The 15,201-nt window shown below is 60.9% G+C and carries 13 protein-coding genes; 11 read left to right on the plus strand and 2 right to left on the minus strand.

Annotated features, from left to right (window positions below; all coding sequences use genetic code 11):
* The first annotated feature begins 20 nt into the window (after nucleotides 1-20).
* The 5 genes from ASC97_RS28730 to ASC97_RS28750 all read left to right on the plus strand — a co-directional run bounded on the left by ASC97_RS28730 (nucleotide 21) and on the right by ASC97_RS28750 (nucleotide 6,005).
* The gene (locus ASC97_RS28730; protein WP_057471734.1) at nucleotides 21-1,379 is read left to right on the plus strand and encodes an extracellular solute-binding protein; all 1,359 of its coding nucleotides are present in this window, start codon (nucleotides 21-23) and stop codon (nucleotides 1,377-1,379) included.
* A 118-nt stretch (nucleotides 1,380-1,497) separates the two neighbouring features.
* The gene (locus ASC97_RS28735) at nucleotides 1,498-2,433 is read left to right on the plus strand and encodes a carbohydrate ABC transporter permease (RefSeq protein WP_082530217.1); all 936 of its coding nucleotides are present in this window, start codon (nucleotides 1,498-1,500) and stop codon (nucleotides 2,431-2,433) included.
* Nucleotides 2,430-3,263, plus strand: coding sequence for a carbohydrate ABC transporter permease (locus ASC97_RS28740; RefSeq protein WP_057471735.1), 834 nt, complete (start codon nucleotides 2,430-2,432; stop codon nucleotides 3,261-3,263). The genes ASC97_RS28735 and ASC97_RS28740 overlap by 4 nt, the downstream gene beginning before the upstream one ends.
* A 46-nt stretch (nucleotides 3,264-3,309) precedes the next feature.
* Entirely contained in the window at nucleotides 3,310-4,866 is a 1,557-nt protein-coding gene (locus ASC97_RS28745) for a sulfatase (protein ID WP_057471736.1), read from the plus strand.
* A 53-nt stretch (nucleotides 4,867-4,919) separates the two neighbouring features.
* Nucleotides 4,920-6,005, plus strand: coding sequence for an ABC transporter ATP-binding protein (locus tag ASC97_RS28750; protein WP_057471737.1), 1,086 nt, complete (start codon nucleotides 4,920-4,922; stop codon nucleotides 6,003-6,005).
* A 28-nt stretch (nucleotides 6,006-6,033) separates the two neighbouring features.
* On the opposite strand, the gene ASC97_RS28755 is transcribed toward ASC97_RS28750, so the two are convergent.
* Nucleotides 6,034-7,059: an AraC family transcriptional regulator gene (locus tag ASC97_RS28755; protein ID WP_057471738.1), complete on the minus strand. Its 1,026-nt coding sequence runs from the start codon at nucleotides 7,057-7,059 to the stop codon at nucleotides 6,034-6,036.
* A gap of 166 nt (nucleotides 7,060-7,225) precedes the next feature.
* Between ASC97_RS28755 and ASC97_RS28760 the strand changes: the two genes are divergently transcribed.
* The 6 genes from ASC97_RS28760 (at nucleotide 7,226) to ASC97_RS28785 (ending at nucleotide 13,851) form a co-directional block, all read left to right on the plus strand.
* The gene (locus ASC97_RS28760; protein WP_057471739.1) at nucleotides 7,226-8,089 is read left to right on the plus strand and encodes a sugar phosphate isomerase/epimerase family protein; all 864 of its coding nucleotides are present in this window, start codon (nucleotides 7,226-7,228) and stop codon (nucleotides 8,087-8,089) included.
* A complete protein-coding gene (locus tag ASC97_RS28765; RefSeq protein WP_057471859.1) occupies nucleotides 8,086-9,606 on the plus strand; it encodes a sugar ABC transporter ATP-binding protein in 1,521 nt (506 codons plus the stop codon). The genes ASC97_RS28760 and ASC97_RS28765 overlap by 4 nt, the downstream gene beginning before the upstream one ends.
* On the plus strand, nucleotides 9,603-10,589 hold the full coding sequence (locus ASC97_RS28770; protein WP_057471740.1) for an ABC transporter permease: 987 nt from the start codon (nucleotides 9,603-9,605) through the stop codon (nucleotides 10,587-10,589). The genes ASC97_RS28765 and ASC97_RS28770 overlap by 4 nt, the downstream gene beginning before the upstream one ends.
* The gene (locus tag ASC97_RS28775; protein WP_057471741.1) at nucleotides 10,586-11,569 is read left to right on the plus strand and encodes an ABC transporter permease; all 984 of its coding nucleotides are present in this window, start codon (nucleotides 10,586-10,588) and stop codon (nucleotides 11,567-11,569) included. Before ASC97_RS28770 ends, ASC97_RS28775 begins: the two co-directional genes overlap by 4 nt.
* Nucleotides 11,570-11,630: 61 nt before the next feature.
* Complete coding sequence (locus ASC97_RS28780; RefSeq protein ID WP_057471742.1) at nucleotides 11,631-12,758, plus strand: substrate-binding domain-containing protein; 1,128 nt, start codon at nucleotides 11,631-11,633, stop codon at nucleotides 12,756-12,758.
* Between the two features lie 199 nt (nucleotides 12,759-12,957).
* Entirely contained in the window at nucleotides 12,958-13,851 is an 894-nt protein-coding gene (locus tag ASC97_RS28785) for an aldose 1-epimerase (protein WP_057471743.1), read from the plus strand.
* 120 nt (nucleotides 13,852-13,971) lie between these two features.
* Here ASC97_RS28785 and ASC97_RS28790 read toward each other — a convergent pair whose 3' ends face one another.
* Nucleotides 13,972-15,123, minus strand: a complete 1,152-nt coding sequence (locus ASC97_RS28790; RefSeq protein WP_057471744.1) for a mandelate racemase/muconate lactonizing enzyme family protein — start codon at nucleotides 15,121-15,123, stop codon at nucleotides 13,972-13,974.
* Between the last annotated feature and the right edge of the window lie 78 nt (nucleotides 15,124-15,201).

The raw sequence follows: 15,201 nt of genomic DNA on the forward strand, positions 1-15,201 counted from the left end.
TATAAAGGGAGAGCAAAGCAATGAGATCAAATTTCGAATATCGCAGACGCAGTGTCCTGAAGGGTATGGGAGCTGCGGGGCTCGGTGCGGCCGCGATGGCTGCAGGAATGCGTCCACTGTATGCATCCTCGGTTTCACCGATCACAATCGTCGTCAATCAATCGCCCTGGTTCGAGAGCTTCCGCAAGACCGTCGAACTCTACGAGACAGAAACCGGCAACAAGGTGGAACTCGACGTCAATCCGTTCGCGGGCTCGCTCGAGAAGCAGCGCAACTCGGTGCGCGCCAGCAGCGGCCAGTACGATCTGCTGATCATGAACTCGGGCTGGTTCACGGAAATGTATGCCGGCGGCTTCGTCGAAGCGATTACCGACATCGATCCGGGCTTCAAGCTGGATCCGGAGGTCTATACGCTCGGCAACACCATCTACTACAATGCGGACAAGAAAAGCCTCACGCCCGACGGCAAGCTGATGTCCATGCCGGTCTCGCCGCTAATTCCGATGCTTTACTATCGAGGCGACCTCTACAAGGAAAAGGGCCTGAAAGCGCCGGAGACGTTCGCGGAACTGGAAGCGAATGCCCGCGCCTTGCATTCGCCGCCAGGTATGTACGGCATTGTCCAACGCGGTGCACGCGGCCCTCACACGGTTGCCTACGACTTCTATCCGTATCTCTTCGGACATGGCGGCAACATCTTCAAGGATCAGGCGGCCGGCGACTATACGGTCATGATCAACAATGCCGAGGGCCTCGAGGCACTCGAATACTATGTGCGCCTTGCCAAGGAGGCGGGCCACCCGAAGACGGCGGCTCTCGATCAGGCAGAGGTGATCCAGAACATGGTGACCGGGCATGCGGGCCACATCATGATGGTCATTGCGGCATGGTCGCAGATGGACGACCCGGCCAAGTCGGCAGTCGTCGACAAGATCGAATGGGCACCGCCGCCATCGCTGCCGGGTCTTCCTACGGCACCGGCGCTGGGGCACTGGCTCGCGGGCATTTCGAAGAACGTTCCGGACGATCGCAAGCGCGGCGCGGTCGAATTCCTGCGTTGGTTCCAGACCAAGCAGGCGCAACTGGCGACTGCCCAGGCGGGTGGTATCCCGATCCATGCCGCAGTCTACAACGAGCCGATCGCCGACGAGCATCGCTATCGCTGGATGAAGCCCCTTGCGAAAGCCTTGCCCCACGCGGTCAACCCCTATCAGTTCCCGGAGGCGAGCGAGGTCATCGCGGTGCTGGAGCTCGGTCTGAACAGGGCTGTCGCCGGCGAGGTTGCACCTGCTGACTCACTGAACGGAATGGCCAAGGAAATCGAGACGGTCATGGCAGGCTACAAGTACAAAACCGGCGCTCTGCAGCCGTTGCGCTGAGGAGGGCATGCCCTGCGGTAGCGGTGCTGCGGCAATGCCCGCGCACCCTCGGCATGATCACTAACCTGTTCCGGCGGCTCGGCATGCCGCCGGAACCGCGTTTGAAGAGGGATGTTGGATGACCATTCATGAGCAATTGGGCGTGCAGACACTGGGCATCACGCCCCGAAAGGCCAGGCGACGCGATGACCAGCAACTTTGGCGGTGGCTGACGTTCGGTCCGGCGCTCGGCATGATGGTCGTTCTGAGCATCCTCCCACTCGCCAACCTCTTCCTTTCAAGTTTCCAGGACATTGCCTGGGTGAACGGCACTGCCGTGCGCACTGCGGCGGGGCTCCGTCACTACGCGGCGCTGCCCTCCGACGAGCTCTTCAGGGCCGGCCTGTCCAACACCTTCCTGTTCGCGTTCGGCGCCGTCGCCGGGCAGATGGTGCTCGGGTTCATGCTTGCATTGCTGTGCAGCGAGGTTACACGCGGCCGCGTGCTCTATCGCGCCATTTTCATTCTTCCCATTCTTATCCCGGGCATCGTGATCGGCGCGATCTGGAAGCTGATGCTCAATTTCGACTTCGGGCTGGTCAACAAGAGTCTGTCGCTGTTCGGCCTTATGCCGCATGACTGGCTCGGCACGCCTGAGACCGCGCTTCTCTCGGTCATCGCGGTCGATATCTGGCACTGGACGCCATTCTGCTTTCTGCTTTTTCTGGCGGGGCTGGAGTCATTGCCGCAGGACGTCTTCGAGGCCACGAAAATGGACGGTGCGAGCCCGTGGCAGGAGCTTCGCTACGTGACGCTTCCGCTGATGGTGCCGACGATCATCGTGACCTTTGCATTCCGCCTCGTGCTCGCCTTCAAGGTGTTCGACGAAGTGTACCTCCTGACGAGCGGCGGCCCCGGCACGTCAACCGAGGTGGTTAGCTTCACGCTCTACCAGAGGTTCTTCACGGAAGATCGCATCGGCTACGGATCCGCCATGTCGGTGGCCGTCATCTTCATCGTCTCGCTGATGCTGGTCGTCGCCCTGGCGACGCGACGTTCGGGAGCATCGTCATGAGCAGAAATCCTTCGAGTCCACGCGTGGCGCTGCTTCATCTCTCTCTCGCGGCGGCGGCCCTCGTCGTTATCGCTCCGGTCGTCTGGACCGTTGCGGCAGGTTTCCGCACCCAGATATCCCTCCTCATTGGCGATGTCCTCTTCACGCCCATATGGAGCAACTTTGCGGAAGTGCTATTCTCGAAGACATCGGACTTCCTGCTCAACTATCGCAACTCGCTGATCGTCGGCGTCACGAGCACGGCAATCTGCCTGACTGTCGCCACCCTTGCGGCCTGGTCGCTCCACCGCATGCGGTGGCCGTCCTGGGTCGTTCATATCTTTTTGGCGTGGACCCTGATCTTTCACATGATTCCGCCTGTCGCCCTTGCCGGAGCCTGGTTCTCCATGGCCCGCGCCGTTGGTCTCGACAACACGCTGACGGGCCTCATTCTGGCGCACGCAACGCTCAACCTGCCCATGGCTCTCTGGCTGATGGGCGTGTTCGTTCGCGATGTGCCTAAGGAACTCGAGGAGGCGGCGATCATGGACGGCGCGACAACCCCCATCCTGCTGCGCCATGTCGTGCTGCCGATCATCGCGCCCGGCCTTGCTGCCGCAGGTGTCCTGACGTTTGTCTTTTCGTGGAACGAATTCGCAGTGGCTCTGACCCTCACGATGAAGCAGACGGCAACGGTTCCCGTCGCGATCGCCAAGTTCGCGCAGGACTTCGAGATACAATACACGCAGATGGCGGCCAGCGCCGCGCTGTCGATCCTGCCCGCTCTGGTGTTGCTGCTGATCGCGCAACGCTACATCGTCAGCGGGCTGACCCAAGGAGCCGTGAAGTGAACGGCTCCGTCTCGTCCCTTGAGAACAACGAAATCGGGAGACAAGCGTGAAAGCTGTTTTTGTCCTGTTCGATTCCCTCAACCGGCACCTCCTGGGTTGCTACGGCGGAACGCGGGTGCCGACGCCCAACTTCGACCGGCTGGCTGCGCGGAGCGTCACGTTCGACCGGCACTACGCAGGCAGCCTTCCCTGCATGCCCGCCCGCCGCGACATGCTGACGGGGCGGCTGACGTTTCTCCACCGCAGCTGGGGCCCGCTTGAGCCGTTCGACAACGCCTTCCCGGAGATTCTCCACAAGGAAAAGGGGATTTACAGTCACCTGATCACCGACCATTTTCATTATTGGGAAGATGGCGGCGCCACCTACCACAATCGCTACGATTCCTACGAATTCGTGCGTGGCCAGGAGGGTGATCGCTGGAAAGCGATGGTGCAGCCGCACTGGGAACGCCTGCGCGAAAAATACCATGCCCGGCAATTCGGGACCGGCCGGCGCTCCTATTTCGCCCAGAATATCGTCAATCGCGAATTCATCCGCGAGGAGAAGGATTTTCCATCGCTCCAGTGTTTCGCCAAGGGCTTCGAGTTCCTCGACCAGAACCGCGACGCCTCCGACTGGCTGCTGCAGATCGAAACCTTCGATCCGCACGAGCCGTTTCACGCACCCGAGCGTTTCAAGGAGCCCTACGAGACAGGATGGAAGGGGCCGGTGCGCGATTGGCCGCGTTACGGGCGCGTCGACGAGCTTCCCGAGGAATGTGAGGAACTGCGCGCCAACTACTACGCCGTGGTGGCGATGTGCGATCATCTTCTCGGCGAACTCCTCGACTATTTCGATGAACACGACATGTGGAAGGACACGGCGCTCGTCGTCACGACAGATCACGGCTTTCTGCTCGGAGAACATGACTTCTGGGCAAAAAACCGCATGAACCTCTACGAGGAAGTCGCACATATTCCGTTGTTCATGCATGACCCGCGCCATCCCGAGAAAGCCGGAACGCGGTCGGAGTCGCTGACCCAATCCATCGACATTGCGCCGACGTTCCTGGATTTTTTCGGGGTAATGCCCGCACCGGAGATGGAGGGCATCTCACTCTGCCGAATGGCTGCCGGTGAAACCTGCCGGCCCGCGGCGCTCTACGGATACTTCGGCGGGGCGGTAAACGTGACCGATGGACGCTACACCTACCATCGTTTCCCGCACGACCTGTCGACGCAGGAGCTTTACCAATACACGCTCATGCCGACGCATATCTTCTCACCCTTTTCACCGGACGAATTGGCGGCGGCGGGTATTTCGGAGCCGTTCGATTTCACAAAGGGCGCCCGGGTGCTGAAGGTCCCGGTCACCGAGCGTTCGCCGATGTACAACAACTACGGTCCCGGCGCGCTGCTTGAATCCGAAACCCGGCTCTACGATCTTGCAAGCGACCCCGGCCAGGAAAGCCCGCTATCCGACAGCGACGAGGAGGGCAGGCTGATCGGGTTGATGGCCGATCTCATGCGGGCCAACGGAGCTCCGCCCGAAGCTTTCGCCCGCCTCGGCATCCACGAAAAATCGGGGGCCGTAGTTCCTGCTGTCTCGGGTAGCCGGGCATAACGCAGCGCTTGCAAGTCAAATACGATTGAAAAGACTGTCGGAGGAGAATGGCGATGGCCCCGGTCACGATACAAGGCATCAAAAAAGTATATGGCACGGTCAAGGTCGTTCACGGGGTGAACATCGAGGTCGCCAATGGCGAATTCGTGGTTCTGGTTGGGCCGTCCGGTTGTGGAAAGTCGACCCTGCTGCGGATGGTCGCGGGCCTTGAAGGCATCACGGAAGGCGAGATTCTCATCGGCGGCCGTGTCGTCAATTCGATCCCTCCAAAGGAGCGTGACGTCGCGATGGTATTCCAGAACTACGCGCTCTACCCGCACATGACGGTTGCCGAGAACATGGGATTTTCGCTGAAGCTCGCGGCGCGGCCGAAAGCCGATATTGACCGGCGTGTCGCGGGGGCGGCCAGCATTCTGGGCCTCGAAAAACTGCTCGATCGCCTGCCGAAGCAGCTATCCGGTGGCCAGCGGCAGCGTGTGGCAATGGGGCGCGCCATCGTTCGCGATCCCCAGGTCTTTCTGTTCGATGAACCGCTTTCGAACCTCGACGCGAAGCTGCGGGTGCAGATGCGCACCGAGATCAAGGCGCTCCACCAGCGCCTCGGCACCACGACGATCTACGTCACGCACGACCAGGTGGAAGCGATGACGATGGCCGACAAGATCGTCGTCATGCGTGACGGAGTGGTCGAACAGATCGGCAGCCCCCTCGACCTCTACGATCGCCCTCAGAACGTCTTCGTAGCTGCCTTCATCGGCTCTCCAGCAATGAACATGCTCTCGGGCAGGCTCATCGACGGTGGATTTGCAGCCGCCGATGGCGTTCGCTTCGCCTGCGACGCGCAGGGCCAGGCGCGAGAGGGCCAGAAGGTTGTTTTCGGCATTCGTCCTGAGCACATCGATCTTCACGAGGCTGGCGTCGAGGCAAGGGTGATCGTTGTCGAACAGACCGGTTCCGAGGTTCATGTGGCGACCCGCATCGGTGACAATGTGCTGAATTGCGTCTTCCGCGAGCGGATATCGCTTCAGCCGGGCGAAACTATCAAGGTTCTTCCGCGTGCAGGCCACGGCCATCTGTTCGACGAGGCCAGCGGTCAGCGGTGCAACGCCCAGACGTCGAGGAAAGCGCTTGACTCGTAGCCGCTCCGCCGCCGTCGTGCCGCTTACGTCAGAGTTGAGCCGTTGATCCGGGTGCGTGCCCATAGCGCTTGCGGAACGCGCTTGAAAAATATTGGCTGGAGTTGAAACCGCAGGAGAAAGCGATATCGGTGACGCTGCCGCGATCGGGCAAGCGCAGCATCGCCGCGGCTTGCTCAAGGCGCAGATGTTGAAGATACTGCACCGGGCTCATGTTGGTCAGGAGCTTGCAATAGTCCGCAAAGCGGGTCCTCGACAGACCGCATTCCTCGGCCATGACGTCCAGCGTCCAGTTCTCAGCGGCGCTCATCGACAGCCGTCGGAGAAAGATCTCGACAGTGTGTTTCGATGTGGAAAGATCCGGATCAAGGGTCGGGGCCTGTTCCGTCATCCGGTCCAGCAGCCCGAGCATGATCGTGTTGATCGCGACCTTCAGGCGTGTTTCGCCGTTTTCCGGCGTGCGGTTCAGGAGGATTTGCGGAAGGCTCTCGAAGGCGGTGTTGAGTTCGCTGCCGCCGTCCCAGACGGGCTGGTTGTTCTGGGTCAGCAGTTCCCCAAGCCTGCGGGTTTCCTCCTGCGAGAACACCATCCATTCCGGCCATTGCCACACTTCACTGGGGCGCCTCAGTCCTGCATCGAGGATCAACCATAAGAGGCGGCTCGGCCCTACCGTTGGATCGCCGATCGAGTGAAGCTGCCATGGACGGATGACGATGAACTGGCCCTGCTCCAGCAGGTAGCTCTCGTCATCGACGACCAGCCGCAGGTTTCCGCGCGACAGATATGCGATCTTGAAACCCTCGTTGCAGTGGCGTTTCAGGCCCCAGTTCTGCGAAAACCTCGCGTCCCAGTACCCCGTCGTGCAGATGCCGGGCAGGCGGTCCCCAAGTGCAATGCCCGGATAGCTTCCACGCGTCCAGGCGTGGAGCTCTACCTCTCCTCGTTGCGCCGCCGTCTGCAGGTCACGGCAGTTGTCGGCATACATCAGGGAACTCGGTTGGCGAAAAACCGAAGGCTTCATATCGCCGGGGCTATCGATTGCCGCGTGTTTATTCATCGGTGCGCCTCCCAACGCTGAAAATTTGATTAAGAAATTTACCAGTGTTCAATGACGCAAGCAATCGCTTTTGAAATGGGCCAGAGTCATTCACGACGAACGACCGCTCCTTGGAGGAGAGGCGGCACGAAAGCCGTCCTGAGGGTTTGGTTTATGGGGGAATGCATTGAAGGTCGGTTTCAACCTGCTGGTTCTCGGCGCGGATATCACCGTGGAGCATGCGCGCCAGCTCGAGCGCTTCAAGGCGCTTGGATATGATGGCGTAGAAGTGCCCGTCATGTCGGGCGATGTCGCGCGATATGCAGCACTCGGCAACCTGCTCAGAGAGATCGGTCTTGCCGCCGCAACTGCAGGAACGGTGCCGCCGGAAGCCAACCCTATCAGTACTGACCCCGCTGTCCGCGCCCGCGCCTACGACCATCATCGTTGGCTGGTCGACTGCACGCATGCGATGGGTGGAGAGATTATCGCCGGTCCCGTGCATTCTCCGGTCGGCGTATTCACCGGCTTCGGTCCTACCGCGGATGAGCGGGCACACTGCGTCGAAGCCATGCGCGCCCTTGCGGATTATGCCGTGCCGGCAGGCGTGAGGATTTCCGCCGAGGCGGTCAACCGTTTCGAGTGCTATGTCATGTCGACGACCGAACACGCCTCGGAGATATATCGTCAGGTGAACCACCCCAACTACGGCTATATGTTCGATACGTTCCATGCCAACATTGAGGAAAAGGATCCGGCGGCGACTTACGAACTTTACCACCGCGAGATCAACCACTACCATATTTCGGAGAACGACAGGGGCATCCCCGGCACCGGCCATGTGCCATTCGCGGCCCATTTCGACGCATTGCGGCGCTGCGACTATGACGGCTGGCTCACGGTTGAGGCCTTTGGCCGGGCAGTGCCCGAACTTGCGGGCGCCACGCGGGTATGGCGGAACCTCTTTGACGATGCGGACCGGCTGTTTTCCGAAAGCATCTCCTTCATCCGGCGGGAATGGGCGGCGGCCGGCGCGAGGGTGTCGGCATGATGGCAGACCCCGCCCTCGACATGCGCGCCATCAGCAAGTCTTTTCCGGGCGTCAAGGCACTGGACGCGGTGGACTTCGATTGCCGTGCCGGAGAGGTGCATGCGTTGTGCGGGGAAAACGGCGCCGGTAAATCGACGCTGATGAAAATACTGGGCGGCGTCTATCGCCCGGACGGCGGGCGGCTGCGGGTCGGCGGCGAGACCAAAGAATTCAAGCATCCCCGGGAAGCGCGGACCGCCGGCATCTCGATCATCCATCAGGAACTCAGCCTGATGCCGTTCCGCACCGTGACGGAGAATATCTTTGCCGGGCAGGAGCCGACGCGTCGCGGCCTGCTGGACCGGGCGCTGATGGAAAGACGCACCGGCGAACTGTTGCGGCGCCTGGGGTCGACCATTCCGCCGGCCACGCAGGTGTCCGCTCTATCCATTGCCGAGCAGCAGCTCGTGGAAATCGCCAAGGCGCTTCTGTTGGACGCCCGCGTTTTGGTCATGGACGAGCCGACCGCCGCGCTCGATGACCGCGACGCACGATCTTTGCTCGATTTGGTCGGCAAGCTGAAGGCCGAGGGCGTGGCGATCGTCTACATTTCCCATCGTATGCCTGAGGTCATGGCGATTGCCGACCGCGTTAGCGTGCTCAAGGACGGGCGCAAAGTCTGGACGCGGCCACGAGAGGAAGTTGACGTCGCTGCCGTCGTCACGGCGATGGTCGGCCGAGATATCGCCGAATTCTTCCCGAAACCGGGACGTGGCGGGACCGGAGAGGTTCTGCTGGAGATATCGGATGGTGCAAACCGGACCTTGCGGGGGATTGATCTGGCAGTGCGCGCAGGGGAAATCGTCGGGACCGCGGGCTTGGAAGATTCCGGCAAGACGGCGCTGGCGCAGGCCATCTTCGGCGATGATCCGCTGACAGAAGGTACGCTCCGCGTTGCCGGCAAGGTCGTTTCCGTGCAGTCGCCACGTCAGGCGATTGCTGCCGGGATCGGTTACCTCCCCGGCGACCGCAAGCGCGAAGGTCTCCTGCTGCGCCAATCCGTCCGCGACAATGCTCTTTTGACGCTCCAGGCTATGTCCAATGTATTCAGGCGGCCGCATCGCGCCGGGCTCTCCCGGGCCGAGACTGACCGCAAACTGAAGGCGATCGGGGTACGGGCCGCCGACTATGGTCAGGAGATCCGCACCCTGTCCGGAGGCAACCAGCAGAAAACCATCATCAGCCGATGGCTGGCGCAGGCACCCAAGATCCTGGTCTTTGCTGAACCGACCCGCGGTATCGACGTCGCCGCCAAAGCGGCGATCTACGAAACCATGCGCACGCTTGCCGATTCCGGTCGCGCCATCCTCATGGTGTCGTCGGATCTGCCCGAGGTCGTCGGCGTGAGCGATCGCATCGTCGTAATGCACGAGGGCCGCATCGCCGGAGAACTGGGCCGAGGCGCCAGTGAGGAAGCGGTCATCGGATTGGCACTCGGAATCCCGGCAGAACCGCAAATCAAGGCTGGAACAATATGACCCCGACATCCTCGCTCGCCCTAAAGCGAATTCCGCAGCGCTCTACGCTGCCCGTTCCCGCAATCGTCCTGGCTGTCGCAGCTTTCATCTATATGGGCGCGGCGGTCATCACCGGGCAGCTGGCACAACTGACCTTTGAAGGATTTGCCGGCTTGCTTCAACGCACAGTGGCACTTGGTATCGTCGGTCTCGGGCAGACCTTCGCCATTCTGGTAGGATCCATCGACCTCTCCGTTGCTGCCCTGATCAGTCTTGTCGCGGTCCTTGCCAGTTTTCTGATGCAGGGTGATCCGGCCATGATCCCGCCCGCCATCATCGTCTGCATCCTTGTTTCGCTCGGCGTCGGCGCCGTCAACGGCATCCTGGTTGCCTACTGGGGAATCAATCCGCTGATCGCTACACTCGGCAGCGGCCTGATCATTCAGGGCGGGCTATCGGCCGGCTTTACCCATCTTTCCGGAACCGTTGCACCGCAGTTTCAGGCCTTTGCGTATAGCAGCGTCCTCGGCGTGCCCTATCCGGTTTTGATGTTCGCAGCACTGACGTTCTGCGGCTGGTTCCTTTTGGCCAAAACCCGGTACGGCGCCGACATCTATTCCGTGGGGGGCAATCCGGACGGCGCAAAGCTCGCCGGCCTCCGCACCGAGCGCTTCGTCTTGTCGGCGCATATGCTTGCCAGCCTTTCTGCGGGGATCGCCGGCCTTTATCTGGCTGCTCGCCTGCAATCAGGCACTCCGTGGATCGGCCGCGACGGCATCTACGACCTGGAGTCCATTGCCATCGTCGTCATCGGCGGCACCATCCTTGCCGGCGGCAAGGGCGGGGTAATCGGAACGGCGGCAGGTGTGCTGCTGTTTGCCTCGCTCGACGCAAGCTTCAACATGTTCGGCGTCGATGCCTTCCTCAAGCAGGTGCTGCGCGGCGCGATCGTGATCGTGGCGGTAGCTATCTATACGGCGCGCAGCAAGGGGCATGTGGCATGATCGCAATTTCCGAAACAGCAACCGTGAAGCGCCGGATGCCATTGCAGGACATCAACATTGCGCTGCTCATCTTCCTTGTCCTTTATGCTGCCATCGCGCTGATCCAGCCCAACTATCTCGAGGCCGGCCTGTTCATGAACTTCCTGCGCCGCGCCGCGCCGCTGGTCATTCTCGCCTGCGGCCAGCTTTGCGTGATCCTCACCGGCGGTTTCGACCTGTCGATGGGCGCGCTCATCACGCTGGTCGTGTTGGCTGCATCGATCCTGATCGACGGCGATCCTGACATGACCTGGGCGGTGATCGCCGGTCTCTATGCCATGGGAGCAACGGTCGGGATTCTCAACGGTGCCATCGTTGCTTTCCTGAGGGTGCCTTCGATCATCACCACGCTTGGAACCTCGCTGCTTGTCACCGGGACCGCGCTCGCCTGGTCCGGTGGAGCGCCGCGCGGCGATTTGCCCGACAACTTTCGCGATGCCGGTCGGCTGGTCCTGCGTGACATTCCGTTGACCGGCACGCTGCCGCTGGCGGTCATCATTCTCGTCGTCGTCGTCGCGCTGGTCTGGTGGGGCCTGCAAGCGACGGTCTACGGAAAGCGTCTGCTGGCGTTGGGCGACAATCCTCGAGCAGCCGAGCTTGCAGGCGTTCCCGTCACCGCGACCCGCATTTCCGCCTTTGTCATCTCGGCGCTTGCCGCCGTGACGGCGGGTATTCTCGTGGGCGGCTTTTCCGGCGTTTCCGTCAATGCGGGCAAGGGCATGGAGCTTCAGGCGATTGCAGCCTGCGTAATCGGTGGGGCGCAGTTGCTCGGGGGACGCGGCACCGTCTGGGGAGCCGTCTTCGGCGCACTCAGCCTCTTTGCCTTGTTTACGCTTCTCAATCTGCTTGGTCTGCCGCAGGCACTCCGCGACAGCGTGCAGGGAATTATTCTTATTGCGGCAGTGGGGGCCAGTGTCTGGCGCCATCGCCGCTCCAACTGATTGCTGGCACTGGCAGCAATAATCGGCCGGGCTCACTGGCTTCTGTGGAGGAGATGAAGGCATGCGATACACGACGATTTTAACGGGAATGCTGATGCTGACGACCGCCGGCGCTGCGTTCGCACAGGAATTCAACGACCCGGCGGAATTCAAGCGCCAGCGCGACTTGCTGTCGATGACGGCGGAGGGGCCGGCAGGGCAGCCCTGGATCCAGCATCTGGGCGGGGCAATGGCCGATACCGCGAAATACAAGAAAGAGGGCGCTCACACGATCTGCTTCTCGAATGCCGGGATCTTCAATCCCTGGCGTGTCGTGGGCATGAACAATCTGACGGCAGAGGCCGAACTGCACAAGAACGAGATCAAGGAACTGATCGTTCTCGATGCCGAAGGCAAGGACGACAAGCAGATCTCCGATATTCAGTCGCTGGTGAGCGGCGGCAAATGCGATGTGCTGATCGTTTCGCCGAACACCACGGCGGCACTGACCCCGGCGGTGGAAGCCGCTTGCGAAAAGCTCCCGGTCATCGTCTTTGATCGCGGCGTCAATAGCAAGTGCCCGGTCACCTACATCCATCCGGTCGGCGGCTACGGCTTCGGCATTACATCGGGCGAGTTCATCGTGAGCAAGGTGCCGAAGGGCGCAAATGTACTGGCGCTTCGGATCGTGCCCGGCGTCGATGTTCTGGAAACCCGCTATTCGGCGGCCAAGACGATCTTCGATGAAGCCGGCCTGAAGGTTATCGGATCCGAATTCACCGGCAGCGACCGCGCCAAGACCAAGGCGATCGTCGAGGACTACATCAACCGCGGCGAAAAGATCGACGCCGTCTGGATGGATGCCGGCGACACCGCAACGGCGGCGCTTGAGGCGTTCGAGGATGCGGGCCAGCCCTATCCGGTGATCAGCGGCGAAGACCAGCAGGACTTCCTGCGCAAATGGCAGAAAGAAAAGCTCGTTGCTATCGGTCCATCCTATCCCACCTACCAGTGGCGTACGCCGATCATCGCCGCTCTGGATATCCTCGACGGCAAGCCGGTCCCTGGACCTGAATGGAACCTGCCACAGCCGGCCATTACTCAGGAAACGCTCGCAAGCTATATCGATGAAAAAATGCCTGCCCTGCACTATAGCCTGTGCGGATGCCAAGAACTGCCAGGATACCCCCAGCGCTGGGGTGGCAAATAGTCGCCTTTTTCTAGAAGTGATGCCGCGATTGGAAATTCGCGGCATCTTGCCGCTGGAAATCGACTGCAATGTGTTTCAGAAGACGTCACCTGAACGCAACGCCTGAGGGAGACGGAAACATGCGGTCTCAGCCGTTCAACGCTTTCAATCAGCGCGCAAGATCATCCGGCCGATGCGACAAGCCGGGTCGTGTGGTTTCATGAGCTTTCGGGTCGTCGAACTGGAAAACGGGTTTGCCCGCATCGGTGTCCGGCCGGATCTCGGGGCTGGCCTGACGTGCTACGACATTTTCCGGGACGGAGAGTTCGTGCCAGTCCTGCGGCGCGTCGATCCGCAAACCGCGCACCCGTTTTCTCTGTCCAATATCGTCCTCGTGCCGTTTTCCGGACGCGTATCCCGGGGAGGGTTTACATTCGGCAATAGCTTCCACGCGATCGAACCGAATATGCCTGGCCAGAAGCATCCTGTTCACGGAAGCGGCTTTTCATCGGCATGGGCGGTCACGCGGCAATCGTCCGTCGACATTTCCCTGGCCCTGAGCGGGGTAGGCCCCGGCCCGTTCGTGTACAATGCAGTGTTGAACTACCAGCTGGACGGCCGGTCACTGATCATGACGATGAACGTGACCAACAGGGCATCGGTCACGCTTCCCTACGGCAGCGGCTTTCATCCCTGGTTCGTGCGCGACGATGCCACCTATTTAACGGCCCCGGCGAAAGCTGTCTGGCTGGAAGACGAGGATCATCTGCCCGCCGGCTCCGTGCCGGTCGGTGACCGCCCTGACATGGACTTTACCCAAAGCCGGCGTCTGCCGGACCAGTGGATCAATAACTGTTTTTCAGGCTGGACCGGGCATGGCCAGATCGATTGGCCGAAGAGGCGGGTGTCCGCAGCGGTTTGGGCGAGCGCAGAGATTTCGCACTATGTTGTCTTCTCCCCATCCGCCGATGCCGATTTCTTCTGTTTCGAACCGGTCAACCATTCCGTCGATGCTTTTAACCTTCCAGGAGGGCCGCAGGCGCATGGCATGAAATTGCTTCCGCCAGGTGCTTCGTCCAGCGTTTCAATGGTTATTGCACCGGCAGCAACCTGAGATGCCTGAACTATGTCGGTTCGGGAGCTTGCCGGTCGTGACCCGCAATCCGCCTGCGCGCCCTCGCGCAGGCGTCGTCTCCAGATACGTCGACCGATCATTCCCCTCGGTTTCGCCGCATCAGTAGGCCGGCTTTACCGGAAACCAGTCGCTGCGTTCACCGTCAAGATATGCGCCGGCAATGCCGTCGACGCGATACTTTTCAAGCGCGCTTTCATCGACGTCGATGCCAAGGCCAGGACGTTCGGAGACCTCGAAACGGCCGTTTGAAAGTACGGGTGCGTTCGTACTGATGTCACCGCCGAGATAAGCACGCTCGGTGTCTATCGCGATCGAGAGGTTGGGTATCGAGGCCGCCAGATGGATGTATGCGGACTGGGAGAGTGCCAGTTCTGCACCGGAATGCAGCGTAACCGGGATGCCGACGGCCTCGCAGATCGCCGCCGCCTTGATCGTCTGCCAGAGCCCGCCTGCCTCATGTGGATCCAGCAGCACGACGTCGGCTGCCCGCGCCCGCACAATATTTCCGACATCCGACAGCGTATAGGCGCTTTCATCGAGGGCGATCGGGACGGGGCCGGCAGCAACGAGGGCCGCATGCCCAGCGAGATCGTCCAGTTCGAGGGGCTGTTCGACATAGGCGGGATCCAAGGCCCGGAGCTTTTCGAGCTGGCGTTTTGCCGTCGCAACATTCCATGCACCGTTGACGTCGAGGCGCAGCGCTCTGTCGCCAATCACCGTTCGTGCCGTCTCGGCAAGGCGAATGTCGCTGCGTTCGTCAAAGCCGATCTTCACCTTGAACGTCTCGTATCCGGAATCCAGGAACCGCTGCAGGCGGGGCTTCAGCGCTTCGGGATCGTTCGTGAAGAGATATGCGGCGGCTTCGACGTCCTTGCGCCAGCGACCACCCCAAAGCGCGTAAAGAGGCAGCTTGGCCTGTTTGCCCAGCGCATCCCACATTGCCATTTCCAGCGCTGCGATCGCCATGACCGCGGCGCGCTTATGGTGATAGAAGCCCGCGCCAAGCACGTGTCGGTGCAGGCGCTCGACGTCTGCGACAGGATAGCCGATCGCCAGTCTCGCAACGATATCGGTAAAAACCGCGGGCACGTTGGCAATCAGCGAAATGGTTTCGCCCCAGCCGGTAAATCCTGCGTCTGTCTCTATCCTGCAGACCAGCCGGGTCGTTCCGATCCTGCGTCCCGACCCCCATAGGATATCCTCGGTAAAGGGCATGCGGATCAGCCAATGACGTACTTTTACGATGCGCAACGTGTTCTCCTTGCGTAAGCGAAATTCAAGGTGCGGTTAGTTTGATATTGACATGGAACTTAGTTCCAAGATATCAGC

Origin of the sequence: Rhizobium sp. Root1203 (genome assembly GCF_001424945.1) — a bacterium.
Lineage (GTDB): Bacteria > Pseudomonadota > Alphaproteobacteria > Rhizobiales > Rhizobiaceae > Rhizobium.

Coding starts and splice junctions, on each gene's coding strand:
- ASC97_RS28730 (WP_057471734.1), top strand. CDS start 21: ATGAGATCAAATTTCGAATATCGCAGACGCAGTGTCCTGAAGGGTATG.
- ASC97_RS28735 (WP_082530217.1), top strand. CDS start 1,498: ATGACCATTCATGAGCAATTGGGCGTGCAGACACTGGGCATCACGCCC.
- ASC97_RS28740 (WP_057471735.1), top strand. CDS start 2,430: ATGAGCAGAAATCCTTCGAGTCCACGCGTGGCGCTGCTTCATCTCTCT.
- ASC97_RS28750 (WP_057471737.1), top strand. CDS start 4,920: ATGGCCCCGGTCACGATACAAGGCATCAAAAAAGTATATGGCACGGTC.
- ASC97_RS28755 (WP_057471738.1), bottom strand. CDS start 7,059: ATGAATAAACACGCGGCAATCGATAGCCCCGGCGATATGAAGCCTTCG.
- ASC97_RS28765 (WP_057471859.1), top strand. CDS start 8,086: ATGATGGCAGACCCCGCCCTCGACATGCGCGCCATCAGCAAGTCTTTT.
- ASC97_RS28770 (WP_057471740.1), top strand. CDS start 9,603: ATGACCCCGACATCCTCGCTCGCCCTAAAGCGAATTCCGCAGCGCTCT.
- ASC97_RS28775 (WP_057471741.1), top strand. CDS start 10,586: ATGATCGCAATTTCCGAAACAGCAACCGTGAAGCGCCGGATGCCATTG.
- ASC97_RS28780 (WP_057471742.1), top strand. CDS start 11,631: ATGCGATACACGACGATTTTAACGGGAATGCTGATGCTGACGACCGCC.
- ASC97_RS28785 (WP_057471743.1), top strand. CDS start 12,958: ATGAGCTTTCGGGTCGTCGAACTGGAAAACGGGTTTGCCCGCATCGGT.